This window comes from Variovorax ureilyticus (assembly GCF_037889935.1).
In the GTDB taxonomy this organism is placed as follows: domain Bacteria; phylum Pseudomonadota; class Gammaproteobacteria; order Burkholderiales; family Burkholderiaceae_C; genus Variovorax; species Variovorax ureilyticus.
Genome location: NZ_JBBKZU010000001.1, coordinates 532,321 through 551,501, shown reverse-complemented (window position 1 = coordinate 551,501; position 19,181 = coordinate 532,321). Strand labels below are relative to the sequence as shown.

19 protein-coding genes are annotated in these 19,181 nt (G+C 67.6%); 8 read left to right on the top strand and 11 right to left on the bottom strand.

The annotated features are described in order from the left end of the window. Positions 1-58: 58 nt before the first annotated feature. The 3 genes from WKW77_RS02660 to WKW77_RS02650 all read right to left on the bottom strand — a co-directional run bounded on the left by WKW77_RS02660 (position 59) and on the right by WKW77_RS02650 (position 2,661). Complete coding sequence (locus WKW77_RS02660; protein ID WP_340355260.1) at positions 59-460, bottom strand: hypothetical protein; 402 nt, start codon at positions 458-460, stop codon at positions 59-61. A 159-nt stretch (positions 461-619) separates the two neighbouring features. Continuing rightward, positions 620-958 (bottom strand): hypothetical protein, encoded by a 339-nt coding sequence (locus WKW77_RS02655; protein ID WP_340355259.1) that lies wholly within the window; start codon positions 956-958, stop codon positions 620-622. A gap of 185 nt (positions 959-1,143) precedes the next feature. Beyond that, complete coding sequence (locus tag WKW77_RS02650; protein ID WP_340355258.1) at positions 1,144-2,661, bottom strand: N-acyl-D-amino-acid deacylase family protein; 1,518 nt, start codon at positions 2,659-2,661, stop codon at positions 1,144-1,146. Between the two features lie 396 nt (positions 2,662-3,057). Here WKW77_RS02650 and WKW77_RS02645 point away from each other — a divergent pair, with 396 nt between their 5' ends. The 4 genes from WKW77_RS02645 to WKW77_RS02630 all read left to right on the top strand — a co-directional run bounded on the left by WKW77_RS02645 (position 3,058) and on the right by WKW77_RS02630 (position 7,301). After that, entirely contained in the window at positions 3,058-4,107 is a 1,050-nt protein-coding gene (locus WKW77_RS02645) for an aromatic ring-hydroxylating dioxygenase subunit alpha (protein WP_340355257.1), read from the top strand. A gap of 58 nt (positions 4,108-4,165) precedes the next feature. After that, a complete protein-coding gene (locus WKW77_RS02640) occupies positions 4,166-5,131 on the top strand; it encodes a PDR/VanB family oxidoreductase (protein ID WP_340355256.1) in 966 nt (321 codons plus the stop codon). Between the two features lie 60 nt (positions 5,132-5,191). Next, complete coding sequence (locus WKW77_RS02635) at positions 5,192-5,659, top strand: MarR family winged helix-turn-helix transcriptional regulator (protein WP_422823119.1); 468 nt, start codon at positions 5,192-5,194, stop codon at positions 5,657-5,659. 73 nt (positions 5,660-5,732) lie between these two features. Then, positions 5,733-7,301 (top strand): fatty acyl-CoA synthetase, encoded by a 1,569-nt coding sequence (locus WKW77_RS02630; RefSeq protein ID WP_340355254.1) that lies wholly within the window; start codon positions 5,733-5,735, stop codon positions 7,299-7,301. A 15-nt stretch (positions 7,302-7,316) separates the two neighbouring features. Here WKW77_RS02630 and WKW77_RS02625 read toward each other — a convergent pair whose 3' ends face one another. From WKW77_RS02625 to WKW77_RS02605, 5 genes are all read right to left on the bottom strand, one after another. Further along, complete coding sequence (locus tag WKW77_RS02625) at positions 7,317-7,493, bottom strand: hypothetical protein (protein WP_340355253.1); 177 nt, start codon at positions 7,491-7,493, stop codon at positions 7,317-7,319. 135 nt (positions 7,494-7,628) lie between these two features. Further along, on the bottom strand, positions 7,629-8,435 hold the full coding sequence (locus WKW77_RS02620; protein ID WP_340355252.1) for a PPK2 family polyphosphate kinase: 807 nt from the start codon (positions 8,433-8,435) through the stop codon (positions 7,629-7,631). A gap of 61 nt (positions 8,436-8,496) precedes the next feature. Then, a complete protein-coding gene (locus WKW77_RS02615; protein WP_340355251.1) occupies positions 8,497-8,919 on the bottom strand; it encodes an RNA-binding S4 domain-containing protein in 423 nt (140 codons plus the stop codon). A 3-nt stretch (positions 8,920-8,922) separates the two neighbouring features. Continuing rightward, on the bottom strand, positions 8,923-10,338 hold the full coding sequence (locus WKW77_RS02610; protein ID WP_340355250.1) for a sensor histidine kinase: 1,416 nt from the start codon (positions 10,336-10,338) through the stop codon (positions 8,923-8,925). Then, on the bottom strand, positions 10,335-11,015 hold the full coding sequence (locus WKW77_RS02605; protein WP_340355249.1) for a response regulator transcription factor: 681 nt from the start codon (positions 11,013-11,015) through the stop codon (positions 10,335-10,337). Before WKW77_RS02605 ends, WKW77_RS02610 begins: the two co-directional genes overlap by 4 nt. A gap of 109 nt (positions 11,016-11,124) precedes the next feature. Between WKW77_RS02605 and WKW77_RS02600 the strand changes: the two genes are divergently transcribed. Genes WKW77_RS02600 through WKW77_RS02590 form a run of 3 tightly spaced genes read left to right on the top strand, consistent with a single transcriptional unit; the run spans position 11,125 to position 14,121 of the window. Next, positions 11,125-12,084 carry a Bug family tripartite tricarboxylate transporter substrate binding protein gene (locus tag WKW77_RS02600; RefSeq protein WP_340355248.1) on the top strand — a complete coding sequence of 320 codons (960 nt, stop codon included), beginning with the start codon at positions 11,125-11,127 and terminating at the stop codon, positions 12,082-12,084. A gap of 23 nt (positions 12,085-12,107) precedes the next feature. Then, the gene (locus WKW77_RS02595) at positions 12,108-12,614 is read left to right on the top strand and encodes a tripartite tricarboxylate transporter TctB family protein (protein WP_340355590.1); all 507 of its coding nucleotides are present in this window, start codon (positions 12,108-12,110) and stop codon (positions 12,612-12,614) included. A 1-nt stretch (position 12,615) separates the two neighbouring features. After that, positions 12,616-14,121: a tripartite tricarboxylate transporter permease gene (locus tag WKW77_RS02590; protein ID WP_340355247.1), complete on the top strand. Its 1,506-nt coding sequence runs from the start codon at positions 12,616-12,618 to the stop codon at positions 14,119-14,121. Between the two features lie 88 nt (positions 14,122-14,209). On the opposite strand, the gene WKW77_RS02585 is transcribed toward WKW77_RS02590, so the two are convergent. Continuing rightward, entirely contained in the window at positions 14,210-14,659 is a 450-nt protein-coding gene (locus tag WKW77_RS02585; protein ID WP_340355246.1) for a hypothetical protein, read from the bottom strand. A gap of 128 nt (positions 14,660-14,787) precedes the next feature. On the opposite strand from WKW77_RS02585, the gene WKW77_RS02580 reads away from it, so the two are divergent. Next, on the top strand, positions 14,788-15,492 hold the full coding sequence (locus WKW77_RS02580; RefSeq protein WP_340355245.1) for a Crp/Fnr family transcriptional regulator: 705 nt from the start codon (positions 14,788-14,790) through the stop codon (positions 15,490-15,492). 3 nt (positions 15,493-15,495) lie between these two features. On the opposite strand, the gene WKW77_RS02575 is transcribed toward WKW77_RS02580, so the two are convergent. Further along, positions 15,496-15,921 carry a hypothetical protein gene (locus WKW77_RS02575; RefSeq protein ID WP_340355244.1) on the bottom strand — a complete coding sequence of 142 codons (426 nt, stop codon included), beginning with the start codon at positions 15,919-15,921 and terminating at the stop codon, positions 15,496-15,498. Beyond that, positions 15,918-19,049 (bottom strand): efflux RND transporter permease subunit, encoded by a 3,132-nt coding sequence (locus WKW77_RS02570; protein ID WP_340355243.1) that lies wholly within the window; start codon positions 19,047-19,049, stop codon positions 15,918-15,920. Before WKW77_RS02570 ends, WKW77_RS02575 begins: the two co-directional genes overlap by 4 nt. Positions 19,050-19,181: the final 132 nt, after the last annotated feature.

The following is a 19,181-nucleotide window of genomic DNA, read 5'->3' as shown; positions in this document are numbered from 1 at the left end:
GAACGGAAGCGCACAGGACCTGCCCGGGTTCTGGCAGAGGACGGATATGCGAACTACGCTACGTGTATGGCTGACAGGCTTTCCGCGTCGACTTGCGCGGCAGGCGTTGATCCTGGATCTGGCGGATCACCGCGCGGCGCTGAAGCGGGTCCGTCACGCGCTGTTCGTACTGCGGCCGACGCCGCTCGACTGCACGGTGAGGGGAGGGCTGACGCGCGTGCCAGAGACTTTTTCTGAGCGCCAAGCCCACCTGGTACTCGATCTGGCGACACTTCATCTGTGCAGCCGTGCGCGAGCTCTTCAGACGTTGCAGGCCTGGGAGCATGCGCGCCTCCTGAGCCCGAGCCAGGCCGAATGCATTGCGCAGATGCTCCTGCTTGACCGGCAGGACTTTTTGGCAACCCTCGCCGACGCGATGGAGCCGTGCGCGCTTCGCCACGAGTTGCGTGCCGTGCGTCATCACTCTCGGCGCAACGGCGCGGCTGCCGCTTGGTCTTGAGTCGAGCCGTCTAGGCGGAGCCAAGGTGACGTCCACATGGCCCCCGCGGGCGCGACCCGTGCGGCACTAAAGAACATGGCGACGTATCGAGGCCTTCCTTGGCGTGGTCGGCCGTTGTTCTCACTTCGGTGCCGGGGAGAGGTACTCGGTCGCGTGCTCCAGCAGCCCTACCAGCCAATAGCGTGCGTCCGTGGCGTCGCCGTGATAGGCGGCAGGAAGCCATGCGCCGGGTCTGCCGTACTCGGTCACCAACTCGTCGAGCGGCGGACAAGGCACGTCGCCGGCTCGTTCGCCGAGCGCTCGCCCGAGTACCAGCCGCCAGTTGTCGTCTGGCAGGGGGATGGTCGGCAGGTACGCCATCGCCATCGATGCGGCGAAGCGCGGCAGGTGTTCGGCCTCCGCACGGAGCACGCGCAGCACGGCGAACTCGTGCATGGTGGGGGGCCTGGTCAAGCTCATGATGTCGCTAGCCGCGGCGCATGAATTCCCGCGCGAGCCGGCGTGCAAGTGTAGGAGCATCGCCATACCGGGCACGCCTTCCGCCGTTATCCCGAGGCTCGCGGGTTGCGCCGACGCGACGTTTTCTTAGGCGCAGCGTCTTCAGGCGTATGAAGGCGCGGACCCCCAATCAGCGGAAGACCTGTTCAGGCGGGGCAGGTGCCCGGCTTCGGCGCGCGCAGCAAAGCCTGGCCGGCGGCGACGCCCGTGGGCTCCCCGTCGTCGACCGCGAGCTGTCCGTTGACCAGAACGGTCTGGACGCCTGTCGACAGCAACGTCGGCTGGGTGTAGGTGGCTCGCGCTGCGTAGCCCTGGGGATCAAACACCACCACGTCGGCGATGTAGCCCGGGCGCAGGTGGCCGCGCCCGGCCAGGCCCAGCGTATCGGCGGTCAGCGCGCTGCTGCTGCGGATGAACTGCGCGAGGGTGATCGTCTTTTCCTTGACCACGTACTGGTCGTACTTGCGCGAGAAAGTGCCGACGGCGCGCGGGTGGCCGGGCGAAGAGTCGGACGAGGTCATCACCCACGGCTGCTTCATGAAGGCGCGGACGTCGTCGTCGCTCTGGTTGAACGATGCAATCAGCAGGTCGCCGCCGCGCAGCACGGCGATGGTGGCGTCCACCGCGTCCTGTCCGCTGGCCTGCATCACCTGCGTCAAGGTCTTGCCGACGTACCGGGGATTGCCGGCCGCAAAAAGAATGGCGTCGGGGCCGCCGCGCAGCCGCAGGTTCTCCTGGGTGTCCGTGCGCAGCTTCTGCTGCACAGACGGATCGTCGAAGCGCTGCAGCAGCGCCTTCGCGCCGCCATCCAGCGCCCACGGCGGGATCAGCGCGGCGGAGAAGCGGGTGCTCGAAGCGGTCCACGGATAGTGGTCGGCCGTGATGTCCAGGCCTTTGGCGCGCTCGGCATCGATGCGCCGGATGATGTCGCCGCTCTGGCCCTGCACGTCCACGCCCAGGGCCTTGATGTGCGCCACGTGAACCGGCAGCCTGGCCTCGCGGCCGATGCGGATGACCTCGTCGATCGAGGCTTTGAGGCCGATGTTGTAGATGGACTCGTCCCGGATGTGGCTGTCGTAGATCCCGCCGTGGCGCGCCGCGACCTTGGCGAGCTCGATGACTTCCTCCGTCTTCGCGAAGTTCTGCGGCGAATAGAAAAGCCCGGTGGACAAGCCGAGGGCGCCTTCGCACATGCCGCGCGCGACGTTCTTCTTCATCGCATCGAGCTGCTCCGGCGTGGGCACTGCGTTCTTCTCGCCGAGCTGATCGATGCGCACGGGGCCGAATCCGACGTACATCGCGAAATTGGTGCCCACGGGCTGCCGGCGGGCGCGCTCGGCTTGCGCAGCGATGTCGAAGCCGCCGAAGCCGTCGTTGCCGATCACGGCGGTCGTGACGCCCTGCGTGAGGAAGGGGGTGTTGAGGCGCTTCTTCAGGTCGTCGGCGAACAGGTCCTGGTCGGCATGCGTATGGGCGTCGATGAAGCCGGGCGCCACGATGCGGCCTGTGACGTCGATCGTGCGTCGTGGGTTGAAGCGCCGGCCCTGCGCGGGCTGACCGACGAAGACGATGCGGTCGCCGGCGATGCCCACGTCGCCGACGACGGGTTGGTCGTCGTCGCCGGTGTAGATGGTGCCGCCGTGGAGGACGAGATCCAGTTCCACGGGTGCTTCCGTCGCATCCGCCGCCTGCAGGGCAGGAGCCGTCAGTGCGATCAGGAGCGCTGCGAGCGGTCTCAGCGCGAAGGATCCGAAGACTTTGGGGCTGGCGGTCGGGACGGTCGGGCAAGCGCGCATCGGATGGAAGTCGGAAGCTGAAGAGCTTGCCAGTTTAGAAGTCGCCTCCTGCGGCGAGCCATTGCATTTGGGCCAGCAGCCATAACCGGAAGGCATGGGCGCGCCGGTCCAACCTGCGTCGCTAAGGGTAATCACGGGGTAGGTCCTGAAAGCTTCGTTCAGTACACTCATCGACAGCAATTCAGTGTACTGAATAAAGCCGAAAAAGCGCACTAAACCGCCACCTCCCGATCCCACTCGCATCCACCCCCACGAGGAGCCACCATGTTTCCGAAGAACGCCTGGTACGTAGCCTGTTCCGCCAACGAGATCGACGACAAGCCCCTGGGCCGCAAGATCTGCGGCGAAAGCCTGGTCCTGTACCGCGCGCTCGGCGGCAAGGCGACGGCGCTGGAAGACTTCTGCCCCCACCGGGGCGCGCCGCTGTCGCTCGGCCACGTGATCGAAGGCAAGCTGGTCTGCGGCTATCACGGCCTCGAGATGGGCTGCGACGGCAAGACGATCGCGATGCCCGGCCAGCGCGTGCGGGGCTTTCCTGCGATCCGCAACTACCCGGTGATCGAGCGCTACGGCTTCGTCTGGGTCTGGCCCGGCGATGCGGCGCTGGCGGACGCGTCCAAGCTGCACCATCTGGAGTGGGCCGAGAGCCCCGAATGGGCCTATGGCGGCGGTCTCTTCCACATCAACTGCGACTACCGCCTGATGGTCGACAACCTGATGGACCTGACGCACGAAACCTATGTCCATTCCACCAGCATCGGCCAGAAGGAGATCGACGAGACGCCGACCACCACCAAGGTCGACGGCGACACGGTCGTCACCAGCCGCTTCATGGAAAACATCCAGGCGCCGCCGTTCTGGCGCATGGCGCTGCGCGGCAACCACTTGGCCGACGACGTGCCGGTGGACCGCTGGCAGATCTGCCGCTTCACGCCGCCGAGCCACGTGATGATCGAGGTGGGCGTCGCGCACGCGGGCAAGGGCGGCTACAACGCCGATCCGGCGCACAAGGTGTCGAGCATCGTGGTCGACTTCATCACGCCCGAGACCGAGACTTCGCACTGGTACTTCTGGGGCATGGCGCGCAACTTCCAGCCGCAGGACAAGGCCCTCACGGCCACCATCCGCGAAGGCCAGCACAAGATCTTCAGCGAGGACCTGGAGATGCTCGAGTCGCAGCAGCGCAACCTGCTCGCGCATCCCACGCGCAACCTGCTCAAGCTCAACATCGATTCGGGCGGCGTTCAATCGCGCCGCGTGCTCGACCGCCTGATGGCGCAGGAAGGCATCGGCGCCGAAGGGGTGACGACATGAGCGCCGCCCGGCCGCCCGAAGGCGCTCGCACCGCAGTGCGAAGCACGGAGGTCTTCATATGAGTTCCGCCGAGCTCGAAGTGCGCATCGCGCGCAAGCACACGGAAGCCGTGGACATCTGCACCTTCGAGCTGGTGCAGGCCGAAGGCCATCCGCTGCCGGCGTTTTCCGCCGGCTCTCACATCGACGTGCACATGCCAGGGGGCGTCACGCGCCAGTACTCGCTATGCAACGACCCGCGCGAAAGCCATCGCTACCTGATCGGCGTGCTGCGCGACCCGGCTTCGCGCGGCGGCTCGAAGACCATGCACGACGCGATGGAAGAGGGTGCCTTGCTGCGCATCAGCGCGCCGAAGAACCACTTTCCCCTCGCGCACGGCGCGACCCGCAGCCTGCTGATTGCCGGCGGCATCGGCGTGACGCCGATCCTCTGCATGGCCGAGCGCCTCGCGATGACCGGCGGCGTGTTCGAGATGCACTACTGCGCACGCTCGCGCGATCGGATGGCCTTCGTCGATCGCATCGCGCAGTCGGCCTTCGCGCCGCAGGTGCATTTCCATTTCGACGACGGCGACGCGTCGCAGAAGCTCGCGCTCGATCCCTTGCTGGCCGCGCCACAGCCCGGCGTGCATCTGTACGTCTGCGGCCCGAAGGGCTTCATGGACTGGGTACTCGATGCCGCGCGCGCAGCGGGCTGGCCGGCCGACCAGCTCCACTACGAGTTCTTCTCCGCCGAAGTGGCCAAGTCCGACGACGACGCCGCCTTCGAGGTCAGGCTGGCGAGCTCCGGCCGCGTGGTCAAGGTCGAGAAGGACCAGACCGTGGTGCAGGCGCTCGCCGCGATCGGTGTCGAGGTGCAGACTTCCTGCGAGCAGGGCGTGTGCGGCACCTGCCTCACGCGTGTGCTCGAAGGCGAGCCGGACCACAAGGACATGTACCTCACGCCGGAAGAGCAGGCAGCCAACGACCAATTCACGCCGTGCTGTTCGCGGTCGCGTTCGCCGGTGCTGGTCCTCGATCTCTAGCCTCGCCCGGGGCCTGCTTCGCCATCGATAATCGCGGGCTGAATGCCAATCGAACGCGCCATGCAGAGCCAGCAATCCAGCACCGCCGAAATCAGCCTGAACGACCAGCCCGGACACCTCATCCGCCGGGCGCATCAGATTTCGGTGTCGGTCTTCTACGAGACGCTGGGCCGCGAGGTCACGCCGGTCCAGTACGCCGTCATGCGCACCCTGCAGGACAACCCCGGCATCGACCAGGTTACCCTCGCGCAGCAGGTGGCGCTCGACACATCGAGCACGGCCGACATCGCGGTTCGCCTCGAAGGCAAGGGCTGGATCACCCGCAAGCTTCTCGCGCGGGGCCAGCGCGAGCTGCGCCTCACCGCCGAAGGCGAAGCGCTTCTCGAGAGGATGGTGCCCGGAATGCAGCAGATGCAGAACGCGCTGCTGGGCATGCTCTCCGACAGCGAGCGCGATGCCTTCCTGCAACTGCTCAGCAAGTTCGTGACGGTGAACAACGAGCGCAGCCGCGCACCCATGCGGACCTGAGCGCCTCAGGCCGGACCTCTGGCGGCGGCGCCGGCCGGGCACTATGCTCGGTGCGCCAAAAAAGGAGACACCGATGCCGCAAGAGACAGCACGCCGCCAGACGCTGGCGGACCTTCTGCGCCGCAGTGCGAGGCGCTACCCCGACAAGCTCGCCATCGCCTGCGGCGAGACGCGATGGACCTACGCCGAATTCGATGCGATCTGCTCCCGCGTGGCCGGTGCGCTGGCCCGCCACGGCATCGGGAAGGGCGAACGCGTCGCGGTCCTCGCGCGCAACTCGCACGCCTTCGCGGCGCTGCGCTTCGCACTCGCACGGCTCGGCGCGGTGCTGGTGCCGATCAACTTCATGCTGAAGTCGGAAGAGGTGGCCTACATCCTGCGGCATGCGGGTGCCTCCATGCTGGCGACGGACTCCGGCCTTGCGGCCCTCGCGCGCGAGGCCGCGGCGCTCGACACCGCGGTGCGCGACTTCCTCTGGCTGCCGTCCGAGGACGCGAGCGATCCGGTGCCCGGCATGCTGCGCTTCGATGCGTTCGCCCGCGGCGACGCCGAAGCGCCGGAGGTGGACTTGCAAGCCGGCGATCTCGCGCAGATCGTCTACACCAGCGGGACCGAATCGATGCCCAAGGGCGCGATGCTCACCCACGACGCGGTGATCGCGCAGTACGTGAGCTGCCTCGTCGACGCCGAGATCACCGGCAGCGATCTCACGCTGCATGCGCTGCCGCTCTACCACTGCGCGCAGCTGGATGTGTTCCTGGGGCCGTCGATCTACGCGGGTGCGACCAACGTCATCACCGCCAAGCCGACGCCGGACAACCTGCTGCCCCTGATCGAGAAGTTCCATATCGGCTCGTTCTTCGCGCCGCCGACGGTCTGGATCTCGCTCCTGCGTTCGCCGCTCTTCGACACCAGCGACCTCGGCAGCCTGCGCAAGGGCTACTACGGCGCGTCGATCATGCCGGTCGAGGTGATGCCCGAGATCATCCGGCGGCTGCCGCAGATGCGGCTGTGGAATCTCTACGGCCAGACCGAGATCGCGCCGCTGGCGACCATGCTCGGCCCGGACGACCAACTGCGCAAACCCGGATCGGCGGGGCGCGCGGTGCTCAATGTCGAGACCCGCGTGGTCGACGACCTGATGAAGGATGTGGCGGTCGGCGAGATCGGCGAGGTGGTGCACCGCTCGCCGCACCTGATGCTGGGCTACTTCCACGACGACGAGCGGACCCGGGCCGCCTTCGACGGCGACTGGTTCCATTCGGGCGACCTCGCGACCATCGATGAAGAGGGCTACATCACGATCGTGGATCGCAAGAAGGACATGATCAAGACCGGCGGCGAGAACGTGGCAAGCCGCGAGGTCGAGGAAATGATCTATCGGATGCAGCAGGTGTCGGAGGTCGCGGTGGTGGGCGTGCCGCATCCGCGCTGGGTCGAGGCAGTGGTCGCCGTGGTGGTGCGCAAGGCCGGTCACACGCTCGACGAAGGGAAGGTGCTCGCGCACTGCAACGAGCACCTCGCCGGCTTCAAGGCCCCCAAGCGGGTGGTGTTCGTCGAAGCACTGCCCAAGAACCCGAGCGGCAAGCTGCTCAAGCGCGACCTGCGCAAGGCGCACGCCGGGCTCTTCGCCGGGGCGTAATCCTCCTGGATGAACTCAGCGGCGCGGCCCGGCGCCGCATTCGTCGAGCACCGCGATGGTCGTCTCGACCCGATGAGCGATCTCGTCGCTGAGAGCCTTGGGCGGCCGGTGGGCCGTCGTCATGATCAGACTGGCCGTGCCGACCAGCATCACGAGCCCTGCAAGCAGATCCATGTGGGTGAGAAAGCTCATCGAAAATATCCCCGCGTTGCACCGGCGGGCGCCGGAATGAACTCGGGACTCTCTCAACGGTGCCGCGCGGCTTCAATCCGTCCGATGGCGTCACGCGTTGTCGGACGGCGCCTACTGCACCGGATTCGCCGCGGCTCACTGCACGACGAGATGGCTCACCGCGGGGCTTGCCGCCGGCAGCGTGAGCTTCATGTTTTCCAGTGTCTTCACGATCAGGTGCGCGACCATCAGGTTGCGGTGGCTCTTGCTGTCCGCCGGCACCACGTGCCAGGGCGCATAGTCGGTGGAGGTGGCGGAGAGCGCCTTCTCGTACGCCTCCTCGTAGTCCGCCCACTTCTTGCGCACCGCGAGGTCGTCCATCTGGAACTTCCAGCGCTTGTCCGGTTCGTCGATGCGCGCCTGCAGGCGCTTGCGCTGTTCTTCCTTGCTGATGTGCAGCATGCACTTGATGACGACCGTGCCGGTTTCCGTCAGCAGGCGCTCGAAGTCGTTGATCTGCGCATAGCGCCGCCGCGCGCCGGCCTTGTCGATGAGTCCTTCGACCACCGGGACCAGCACGTCCTCGTAATGGCTGCGGTTCCAGATGGCCAGTTCGCCGGCCGACGGCACGACCGCGTGGCAGCGCCAGAGGAAGTCGTGCGCGCGTTCGTCCTCGCTGGGCACCTTGAAGGCCTTGACCCGCACGCCCAGCGGCGACGTGCGCGAGAAGACCCATCGGATCGTGCCGTCCTTGCCGCTGGTGTCCAGCCCCTGCAGCACCAGCAGCAGCTTGCGCCGGCCCTCGGCATGCAGCTTGTTCTGGAGGTCGTCGAGGCGAACCGCGAGCGTTTCCAGCTCCTGCCGCTGCGCCTCCTCATCCCCCTTCAGAAAAGGGGTGGCGGCGGGATCGATGCTCGAGAGCTTGAACTTGCCGGTGATGCAGTACTTCTTGAAGCTGGTCATGGCGAGGGGACTCCTTTCGAAAAGCCGCAGGGTACGCCAGGCGGCGGAGCGTGGCCTCGGCTCACTCGTCGTCGTCGAGCGATGCGCTCCAGCGGTTGTCCCAGTTGCCGCGCCGGGCGCTTTCCAGTTCGCGCCGGTCGCGCTTGGTCGGGCGGCCCTGCTCGATGCTGAGCGCGGGCTCGCTGCCGAGACGGCGCTGCTCCCGCACGGCAGCCTGCGCCGCCAGGCTTTCCGGCGTTTCTTCGTAGAGCTGCTGAGCGACCGGCGCCGGCCCGCGCTGGCCGCTGAGTCCGCGCACCAGCACCTCGCGCGTGAACGGGCCGAGCCGCACCGTGACCTTGTCGCCCGGCTTCACCTCGCGCGAGGCCTTGGCGACCTCGCCGTTGACCTGAACGCGATGCTTGCCGATCTCGTCGGCGGCGAGCGAGCGCGTCTTGTAGAAGCGCGCGGCCCAGAGCCATTTGTCGATGCGTAGGCGATCCATGAGTCACCGATTGTCGCGCGCCAGCGGCAGGTGGACCACGGCATCGAGCCCGATCACCTGTCCGCCGGATTCCCGGTTTTCCAGTGCGATGGTGCCGCCGAGCGCCAGCACGATCTCGCGGCAGATCGCCAGCCCGAGCCCGGAGCCGCTCGCCACGTCGCCGGCCGCGAACGGCGCGAACAGGCGCTGGCGCAACTCGTCCGAAATGCCCGAGCCCTCGTCGCTCACGGTCAGCATGGCCGACTGCGCATCCGCCGCCACCCGGACCCACAGCGCGCCGCCGGGCGGGCTGTGCTTGATGGCGTTGTGCAGCAGATTGCGCGACAGCTCCTGCAGCATCCAGCGGTGCGCGCGCACCGGCACCGCCGCGGGCGCGGCCGAGAGCTCGAAATCGAGCGCCTTGTCCGCGATCAGCGGGGACACGTCGAGCGCGATGTCGCGCACGCATTCGGCGAGGTCCAGCGTCACCGATTCGGGCTGCTGCCGCAGCTGCTCGACCTTCGCGAGCGACAGCATCTGGTTGGCCAGGGTCGTCGCGCGTTCGACGGTCTGGCTGATTTCGCGGAGCGCCTGATCCGCCGGCACGTCGCCGCGGCGCGCGGACTGCACCTGTGCCTTGAGCACCGCCAGCGGTGTGCGCAACTGGTGCGCACTGTCGCGCACGAATCGCTTCTGGTGGTCCAGCAGGCGCTGGAGCCGCCCCATGACGCGCGTGGTCGCATCGACCAACGGGCGCAGTTCGCGCGGCGCGTCGGGCGCGTCGATGGGCGAGAGGTCGTCGTCGGCGCGGGCCTCGATCGCCTCGCCCAGCTCGCGCACCGGCCGCGTCGCGCGCTGCACGACCACCACCGTGACCGCGGCGATCACCGAGATCAGCACCAGTTGCCGCCAGAGGGTGTCGATGAGCAGCTTGCGCGCCAGCGTCTCCCGCAGCTCCAGTGTCTCGGCGACCTGCACGACGGCCATGCCGCGTCCCCGCGGGCTCGCCACCGGCTGCAGCAAGACGGCGACGCGCACCGGCATGCCGCGGAACTCGGCGTCGTAGAAGTCCACCAGCGCCGCATAGGGCGGCCGGTCCGGCAGCTTGCCGTGCCAGACGGGCAGGTCTTCGAAGCCGGAAACGAGGTCGCCGCCGAGCGCGGACACCCGGTAGTACATGCGGCTCTGGTTGTCGGCCTCGAAGGCTTCGAGCGCGGAGTAGGGCACGATGGCGCGAAGCTGCGCCTGATCGTCGTAGCCATTCACGTCCAGCTCTTCGCCAATCGTCTTTGCCGAGGCGAGCAGCGTGCGGTCGTAGGCGGTGGTCGCGGCGGCCAGGCTCTGGCGGTAGAGGCTCACGCTGTTGATGACGATGAAGAGCGCGATCGGCGCGAGGATGCCGATCAGCAGCCTCGCGCGCAGCGAAGACACCGGCTTCATGTTTCTTCGCGCAGCAGGTAGCCCAGTCCGCGCAGCGTCATCAGCGTGACGCCCGTGGTCGCGAGCTTCTTGCGCAGGCGGTAGACCACGACTTCGATGGCCTCGTACTGCACGTCCATCTCGCCGGGAAAGACCAGCTCGAACAGGCGCTCCTTCGAAACCGCGTGGCCGGGCTTGACCATCAGCGCCTTCAGCAGCGCGAGTTCGCGCGGCGTGAGTTCGAGCACCTCGGCGCGGTGGTAGATCGCGCCGTTCTCGGCGTCGTAGCGAAGGCCGCCGACTTCGGGCAGCCGCGCGGGCGAATCGGCACCCGCGCTCTGGTTGCGGCGGTGCAGGGCGCGGATGCGCGCCTCCAGTTCGTCGAGGTCGAAGGGCTTGGGCAGGTAGTCGTCGGCGCCGGCGTTCAGGCCCATGATGCGGTCGCCGACCGTGCCGCGCGCGGTCAGCAGCAGCACCGGCGTGCGCAGCCCGGCGGCGCGGGCCTGTGCGAGTACCTGCAGGCCGTCGAGGTTGGGAAGGCTCAGGTCGAGCGCCACCACGTCGGGTTCGAGCGAACGCCATTGCGCGATGGCCTGTGCGCCATCGCCGCACACGCGCACGTCGATCTGGCGGCGCCCGAACGTGCGCTGCAGCGTGGTTTGCATCGACGCGTCGTCTTCGACTAGCAGCAGCTTCATGCCGGGATTTTCGGTGTTTACCCCAGTCCGCTGGACAGCCAACTGACAGCGGGGCGGCGCATCATACCGGCGTCAGCTTCTACTCAGGTCCAAACAAAGGAGACATCGAATGCGCCGAGACACGTTTCTGAAATCCATGGTCGCGCTGGCGGCCACCGGTGCCTTGCCGCTGTCGGCATGGGCCGGCGCCAACATCAAGATGATGATCCCCGCCAATCCGGGCGGCGGATGGGACACCACCGGGCGCGCGCTCGGCAAGGCCCTGACCGACGGCAAGCTGGCCGATACGGTCACCTTCGACAACAAGGGCGGCGCGGCCGGCGCACTGGGCCTGGCGCAGTTCGTCAACGGCTCCAAGGGCGACCCGAACGCGATGATGATCATGGGCGCCGTGATGCTGGGCGGCATCATCACCGGCAAGCCGCCGGTGTCGCTCTCGCAGGCCACGCCGATCGCTCGCCTGACCAGCGAATACAACGTCTTCGTGCTGCCGGCCAACTCGCCGTTCAAGAGCATGAAGGACGTGATCGAACAGCTCAAGAAGGACCCGGGCAGCGTGAAGTGGGGCGGCGGCTCGCGCGGTTCCACCGAGCACATCGCGGCGGCGATGATCGCGCAGCGGGTGGGTGTCGATCCGTCCAAGATCAACTACGTCGCCTTCCGTGGGGGCGGCGAGGCCACCGCGGCCATCCTGGGCGGCAACGTCACGGTGGGCGGCAGCGGCTTCAGCGAATTCGCCGAATACATCAACGCCGGCAAGATGAAGCCGATCGCCGTCACCTCGGCGCAGCGGCTGCCCGGCATCAACGTGCCGACGCTCAAGGAGCAGGGCATCGACGTCGAGATCGGCAACTGGCGCGGCGTGTACGGTGCGCCGGGCATCACGCCCGAGCAGCGCAAGGCCCTGACCGACCTCGTGCTGGCCGCGGTGAAGACGCCGGCCTGGGCGGAGGCGGTGAAGAAGAACGACTGGACGCCGGCGGTGCTCTCGGGCGATGCCTTTGCCAAGTTCGTGGACGACGAGTTCGCGAGCCTGCGCGCCACCATGGTCAAGTCGGGAATGGTCTGATCGTGGAGGCCGAACTGACCTCGATGCCGACGCCAGCGAACTGGCCCCAGACGCTGGTCGGCGTCGGGGTCCTGGTCACCGGCCTTGCCCTCGCGTTCGGCGCGATCGGCATCTCGTCCGAGGCCGGCTACGGCGGCGTCGGACCCAACTTCCTGCCCTGGCTGGTCTCGATCGCGCTCACCGTGTGCGGCGCGTGGATCGTCTGGGAAGCGCGCACCGGCGGCTTCCGCGAAATGGAAGAGTCGGACTCCGCACCTCCGTACTGGACCGGGTTCGTCTGGGTCTCGGCCGGGCTGATGCTCAATGCCGGGCTCATCACGACCATCGGCTTCGTCCTGAGCTGCGCGCTGTGCTATCTGCTCGCGGTGCAGGGCCTGCGCCGCGCCAGCGGGCAGCCGATCGCGAATTCGCCGCGCACGTGGTTCATCGACCTCGCGACCGGTCTCGTCATCTCCGCGCCGGTGTACTGGATGTTCACGAAGTTCCTGGCGATCAACCTCCCGGGCCTGACTGCGACGGGCTGGATCTGACATGGACATTTTCAACGCACTGCTGCACGGCTTCGCGCTCGCGATCACGCCGGCGAATCTTCTCTGGTGCCTGGTCGGCTGCGCCCTCGGCACGGCGGTCGGCGTGCTCCCCGGCATCGGCCCGGCGGTCGCGGTCGCGATGCTGCTGCCGATCACCGGCAAGGTCGACGTCACCGCGTCGATGATCTTCTTCTCGGGCATCTACTACGGTGCCATGTACGGCGGCTCGACCACCTCCATCCTGCTCAACACGCCGGGCGAAACCGCCAGCATGGTGACCGCCATGGAAGGCAACAAGATGGCCAAGAGCGGACGCGCGGGCGCCGCGCTGGCCACCGCGGCCATCGGGTCGTTCGTGGCCGGCACCATCGCCACGGTGGTGGTCACGCTGTTCGCGCCGTTCGTCGCCGACTTCGCTGTGCGGCTCGGCCCGCCGGAGTACTTCCTGCTGATGCTGCTGGCCTTCACCACGGTGAGCGCGGTGCTCGGCAAGAGCACCCTGCGCGGCATGACGGCGCTGTTCATCGGCCTGGCGGCCGGCTGCATCGGCCTCGACCAGATCTCGGGGCAGGGCCGCTACACCGGCGGCATTCCCGAACTGCTCGACGGCATCGAGATCGTGCTGGTCGCGGTCGGACTGTTCGCAGTGGCCGAGGTGCTCTATGCGGTGCTGTACGAAGGCCGTGTCGTCGAAGGGCAGAACAAGCTCAGCCGTGTGCACATGACGGCGCGCGACTGGAAGCGCTCGATCCCCGCATGGCTGCGCGGCACCGCCATCGGCACGCCCTTCGGCTGCATCCCGGCCGGCGGCACCGAGATCCCGACTTTCCTGAGCTATGCGGCCGAAAAGAAGCTGGTGAAGGACCCGGAGGCCCGCGCCGAATTCGGCACCAAGGGCGCGATCGAAGGCGTGGCCGGCCCCGAGGCCGCGAACAACGCGACGGTGACCGCGGCATTGATCCCGCTGCTGACGCTCGGCATCCCGACGTCCAATACCACGGCGATCCTGCTCGGCGCGTTCCAGAACTACGGCATCCAGCCGGGGCCGCAGCTCTTCACTACCTCGGCCGCGCTGGTGTGGGCGCTGATCGCATCGCTCTACATCGGCAACGTCATGCTGCTGGTGCTGAACCTGCCGATGGTGGGCCTGTGGGTCAAGCTGCTCAAGATCCCGAAGCCGCAGCTCTACGCCGGCATCCTGATCTTCGCGACGGTCGGCGCCTACGGCATGCGGCAGAGCGCTTTCGACCTGCTGCTGCTCTACGCCATCGGCGTGCTGGGCGTCGTCATGCGCCGCTTCGACTTTCCGACCGCGCCGGTGGTGGTCGGGATGATCCTCGGGCCGCTCGCCGAAGCGCAGCTTCGCAACGCGATGTCGATCGGCGAGGGCAGTGCGTCGGTGTTCTTCCAGCGGCCGATGTCGATCGCGCTGATTGTCGTGATCCTGGCGGTACTGGTGTTGCCGCGCCTGGCCAAGCGGATGAACGCGAAGCCGAAGCTGGCCTGATTTTCCGGGGCGGCCCCGCACGCAAAAAGACGCCGCAGACCGCTCCAGCGGTCCGCGGCGTTCGCGACGCTACTGCTTGTTCGAATGCCTATTCGGCAGCGGCCGAGCCACGGCCGAACCTCGCGAGGCTCATCGTGCGCGTGCTCTGCGCGCGCTGCACCTCGGCCATGAATTCCGGCCCGTTGCGCATGCGCTGGTAGGCGGCCATCTGCTGGCGGTATTCCGCGCTGTTCGGATCGAAGTTGTCGCGGTTCGCGACCTCGCCCATGCCGGAGCGAATCCACAGGCGCTCGTCGGCGGCGACTTCGGCGCGGCTCATGGCGCCGGTCTTCGCATCAGCAGGACCGACACGGTATTCCGCGGGCGCGCTCGCGTAGGTCGCGCGGCTCGAGGACAGGTCCGCCGCTACTTCTGCGCGGCTGAAATGGCCCATGGCGGGAATCGGTGCACCGACCCATTGCTCGGCCGGGACGGTCTGAGCGGATACGGCACCGGCAAGCGCGAGTGCGGAGATGCCGAGAAATAGTTTTGCATTCATGTTGAAATCTCCTTGAAGCCTTGATGTGTGACGGCGGGGAATCGCTGGATCACAGGGCTGTACTGTGGCGTCGGCAGGCCATTTGCGCTGTGCGTTTGCGCACAGGTTTTCTCAACTGCTTCACACGAATGACCATCCAGCGTTCCAGCCTGGCCCTGAAGCAGATCGCACTGCTCGACGGGCTGTCGCAGCAGCGGCTCGATCAACTGGCCCAGCAATGCCTGTGGCAGAACGTTCCGGCCGACACGCCGCTCCTGTTGCGCTCCGAAGAGAAGAGCGACGTCTATTTCCTGGTGTCGGGCCAACTGCGCGTGACCACCTATTCGGCCAACGGGCGGCAGATCACCTTCCGCGATCTGAACGAAGGCGAGCACCTCGGCGAGATCGCCGCCATCGATGGCCGGCCGCGTTCGGCCGATGTGGTGACGCTGAGGCCGAGCGTGGTCGCGAGCCTGGATCGCCTTGCGTTCCTCGAACTGCTGCGCAGCGAGCCGACGGTGGCCGAGCGCGTGATGCAGAGCCTGACCTCGCTGGTGCGGCAACTGTCGGAGCGCGTCATCGACCTGAGCACGATGGGCGTGCAGAACCGGGTGCATGCCGAGCTGCTGCGTCTGGCGCGCGAGGCGGGCGTCGATGCCAATCGCGCGCGCCTGGATCCGGCGCCCACACATGCCGAGCTGGCGAGCCGGGTCAGCACCAACCGCGAGCAAGTCACGCGCGAGCTCAATGCGCTGCAACGCGCGGGCGTTCTGGAGAAGCACGGCAAGGCGCTCGTCGTGCTCGACGTGCAGCGCCTCGTCGCGATGCTGGCGGAGGTGCGGGGCTTTCCCTGAAATTCAGCGCTGCGGCTGCGCCGGCACCACCACCGTGGAGCGGCCGTCCGGCGAGGTGACCGTCGCCGATCCGGCCGGTGCGGGCGTGCCTTGCGGTGTCACCACGGTCGAGCGGCGATCGCCCGACCGGACCGTCTTCGTGCCGCCGGGCACGGGCGCGCCTTCCGGCTTGACCACGGTGGAGCGCCGATCCTGCGAACGCGTGGTGACGTTGCCGGTGGCACCGCCGCGCGCCCGATCCAGCGCAGCGCCGGCGTCGCGGATGCAGGCATCGCGCTGCGGCCGGGGCAGCGAGCCGCTGTTGCACTTCGCGACCTGCTCGTCGTACTGCCTCTGGGCTTGCGCGAGGTCGGGAGCCTGCGCAAAGGCAGTCAACGAGATGCCCAGAAAGGCGCCGGAAACCGTCACACGCTGAAGGATGTTGATCACGGTGTACCTCTGTCGATCGACGATGGCGGGAGTCTATCGCCAGCATCGTGGCCGTGGCCGTGAGGCATCGCTCCACGAATGCGCTTGACCGTCTTGCGAATCCAGTGCTCGGTGTCGTCCACATAGGTGAACACGGCCGGCACCACCAGGAGGCTCAGCACGGTGGAGGTGATGAGTCCGCCGATCACCGCCATGGCCATCGGCGAGCGGAAGCTCGAATCCGCCGCGCTCCAGCCGAAGGCGATCGGCGCCATGCCCGCGCCCATCGCGAGCGTGGTCATGATGATCGGCCGAGCCCGCTTGTGGCAGGCGTCGCGCAGCGCGTCGAAACGGCTCATGCCATGGTCGCGGCGAGCGACGATCGCGTATTCGACCAGCAGGATCGAGTTCTTCGTCGCGATGCCCATCAGCATGATCAGGCCGATCAGCGAGGGCATCGACAGCGCCTTCTGCCCGACCAGCAGCCCGACGAATGCGCCGCCGAGCGCGAGCGGCAGCGCGCACAGGATGGTGATCGGATGCAGGAAGTCCTTGAACAGCAAGACCAGCACGATGTAGATGCACAGCACGCCGGTCAGCATCGCGAGGCCGAAGCTGTTGAAGAGTTCGGTCATCACTTCCGCATCGCCCACCTCGGCGACACGCACGCCGGGTGGCAGGCTGCGGATGGAGGGCAGCTTCATGGCCGCATCCTTCGCGTCGCCGAGGCCCACGCCCGAAAGCTCGATCTCGAAGTTGACGTTGCGCGACCGGTCGTAGCGGTCGATCACTGCCGGGCCGCCTTCGATGGCGAGCGTGGCCACCTGGCCCAGCATCACCGGCCCGCGCGCACCGGGCACCGCGAGGCGTTCGAGCAGCGAGAGGTCCTGCCGCGCCGAGTCCTCCAGCTTGACCACGATCGGCACCTGCCGCTGCGCGAGGTTGAGCTTGGGCAGGTTCTGGTCGTAGTCGCCGAGCGTGGCGACGCGCAGCGTGTCGGCGATGGCCGTGCTGGTCACGCCGAGGTCGGCCGCGCGCGCGAAGTCGGGCCGCACCGCGATCTCGGGACGGATCAGGCTCGCGGTCGACGTGATGTTGCCGAGGCCCGGGATGGTGCGCAGGTCGCGTTCCACTGCGCGTGCGGCCGTGGTGAGCGCATTCGGGTCGTCGCCGGAGAGCGCGAGGATGTACTTTTCGCCCGAGCCGCCGAGGCCGACGGTGCTGCGCACGCCGGGCAGCGTTTCGAGCGCCGCGCGGATCTTGTTCTCGATCACCTGCTTGCGAGGGCGGTCGCCGCGCGGATCGAGCTGGATCGTGAGCGTTGCCTTGCGGGTCTCCGGCGTGCCCATGTTCGCAAAGGGATCGCCGCCCGCGCTGCCGCCGCCGACCGTGGTGTAGACGCTGCGCACGTGCTCGACCGCCATCACGCGCCGTCGTGTTTCCTCCGCCATCGCGGTGGTCTGCGCGAGCGTCGCGCCCGGCGCGAGAGAGAGGTAGACCTGCGTCTGCGAGTTGTCGTCCGGCGGGATGAAGCCGGTCTTGAGCAGCGGAATCATCGCCACCGAGCCGAAGAAGAAGAGGGTCGCGAGCACCATGGTCACGAAACGATGGCGCATCGAGGCTTCGGCCAGTCGCATGTATGCCGCGAGCCAGCGCGGTTCCTTCTCGGCCGTGACGATGGGCTTGAGGATGTACGCCGCCATCATCGGCGTGAGCATCCGCGCCACCACGAGGGAGGCGAACACCGCGAGCGAGGCCGTCCAGCCGAACTGCTTGAAGAACTTGCCGGCCACGCCGCTCATGAAGGCGGTCGGCAGGAACACCGCGATCAGCGTGAAGGTGGTCGCGATCACCGCAAGGCCGATCTCGTCGGCCGCCTCCATCGCGGCCTGGTAGGGCGTCTTGCCCATGCGCAGGTGGCGCACGATGTTCTCGACCTCCACGATCGCGTCGTCCACCAGGATGCCGACCACCAGCGACAGCGCGAGCAGCGTGACCACGTTGATGGAAAAACCCAGCAGGTACATGCCGACGAACGCCGGGATCACCGACATCGGCAGCGCAACGGCGGACACGAAGGTCGCGCGCCAGTCGCGCAGGAACAGCCACACCACCACCACCGCGAGGATGGCGCCTTCGTACAGCAGGTGCAGCGAGCCTTCGTATTCCTCGCGCACCGGCTCGACGAAGTTGAAGGCCTCGGTCAGATGAATATCGGGCCGCTCGGCGCGCATCTGCGCGAGCACCTTCTGCACCGCATCGCCCACTTCGACCTCGCTCGCGCCGCGGCTGCGCGCGACCTCGAAGCCGACCACCGGCTTGCCGTCGAGGAAGGCGGCGGCGCGCGGCTCCGCAATGGTGTCGCTGATGCGCGCCACCTGGTCGAGCCGGATGCGCCGGCCATCCGTCAGCGAGATCTGGATGTCCGCGATCTCGTTCGCCGAACGCACCGTGGCGAGCGTGCGCACCGGCTGCTCGCTGCCGCCCAGGTCGGTGCGGCCGCCGGCGCTTTCGATCTGTTGCTGCCGCAACTGGCGCGAGATGTCGGCCGCGGTTGCGCCGAGCGCCTGCAGCTTGCCCGGGTCGAGATCGACGTGCACCTGCCGAGTGACGCCGCCCACGCGATTGACCGCGCCCACGCCGCTGATTGCGAGCAGGCGGCGGGTCACGTCGTTGTCGACGAACCACGAGAGCTCCTGGTCGTCCATGCGCGACGAGGAGATCGTGAACGCCAGCACCGGCTGCGCCGCGAAGTCGAGCTTGGTGATGACCGGATCACGCAGGTCCGCAGGCAGGTCGGCGCGCACGCGCTGCACCGCGGAGCGGACATCGTCGACCGCTTCCTGCACCGGCTTCTCGAGGCGGAACTCGACGATCAGCGTCACGGCGCCGTCCTGCACCTTGGTCGTGATGTGCTTGAGGCCCTGCACGGTGGCGATCGAGTTCTCGATCTTGCGCGCGACGTCGTTCTCGAGCTGCGATGGCGATGCGCCCGGCAGCGCTGCCGAAACGGTGACCGTCGGCAGGTCGATGTCGGGGAAGTTCTGCACCTTCATGGCGTTGAAGGACAGCAGACCGGCGAAGGTGAGCAGCACGAAAAGCATCACCGCCGGGATCGGATTGCGGATCGACCAGGCGGAAACATTCATACCACCCCCAGCCTCGCCCACTTCGTGTGGCTCTGCACCCCCTTCCAGGGGGCAATCCCAGCGGCCCGGCAAAGCCGGTTCCGCGGGATTCCTGACCTTGGCTGCGCCGGATTCATCGGATGTGGAGGGTGA

Bases quoted from the DNA above. Each gene is read 5' to 3' on its own strand.
- WKW77_RS02660 (WP_340355260.1), bottom strand. From the start codon at position 460: ATGACGCACGGCACGCAACTCGTGGCGAAGCGCGCACGGCTCCATCGC.
- WKW77_RS02655 (WP_340355259.1), bottom strand. From the start codon at position 958: ATGAGCTTGACCAGGCCCCCCACCATGCACGAGTTCGCCGTGCTGCGC.
- WKW77_RS02645 (WP_340355257.1), top strand. From the start codon at position 3,058: ATGTTTCCGAAGAACGCCTGGTACGTAGCCTGTTCCGCCAACGAGATC.
- WKW77_RS02640 (WP_340355256.1), top strand. From the start codon at position 4,166: ATGAGTTCCGCCGAGCTCGAAGTGCGCATCGCGCGCAAGCACACGGAA.
- WKW77_RS02635 (WP_422823119.1), top strand. From the start codon at position 5,192: ATGCAGAGCCAGCAATCCAGCACCGCCGAAATCAGCCTGAACGACCAG.
- WKW77_RS02630 (WP_340355254.1), top strand. From the start codon at position 5,733: ATGCCGCAAGAGACAGCACGCCGCCAGACGCTGGCGGACCTTCTGCGC.
- WKW77_RS02625 (WP_340355253.1), bottom strand. From the start codon at position 7,493: ATGAGCTTTCTCACCCACATGGATCTGCTTGCAGGGCTCGTGATGCTG.
- WKW77_RS02620 (WP_340355252.1), bottom strand. From the start codon at position 8,435: ATGACCAGCTTCAAGAAGTACTGCATCACCGGCAAGTTCAAGCTCTCG.
- WKW77_RS02615 (WP_340355251.1), bottom strand. From the start codon at position 8,919: ATGGATCGCCTACGCATCGACAAATGGCTCTGGGCCGCGCGCTTCTAC.
- WKW77_RS02610 (WP_340355250.1), bottom strand. From the start codon at position 10,338: ATGAAGCCGGTGTCTTCGCTGCGCGCGAGGCTGCTGATCGGCATCCTC.
- WKW77_RS02605 (WP_340355249.1), bottom strand. From the start codon at position 11,015: ATGAAGCTGCTGCTAGTCGAAGACGACGCGTCGATGCAAACCACGCTG.
- WKW77_RS02600 (WP_340355248.1), top strand. From the start codon at position 11,125: ATGCGCCGAGACACGTTTCTGAAATCCATGGTCGCGCTGGCGGCCACC.
- WKW77_RS02595 (WP_340355590.1), top strand. From the start codon at position 12,108: ATGCCGACGCCAGCGAACTGGCCCCAGACGCTGGTCGGCGTCGGGGTC.
- WKW77_RS02590 (WP_340355247.1), top strand. From the start codon at position 12,616: ATGGACATTTTCAACGCACTGCTGCACGGCTTCGCGCTCGCGATCACG.
- WKW77_RS02585 (WP_340355246.1), bottom strand. From the start codon at position 14,659: ATGAATGCAAAACTATTTCTCGGCATCTCCGCACTCGCGCTTGCCGGT.
- WKW77_RS02580 (WP_340355245.1), top strand. From the start codon at position 14,788: ATGACCATCCAGCGTTCCAGCCTGGCCCTGAAGCAGATCGCACTGCTC.
- WKW77_RS02570 (WP_340355243.1), bottom strand. From the start codon at position 19,049: ATGAATGTTTCCGCCTGGTCGATCCGCAATCCGATCCCGGCGGTGATG.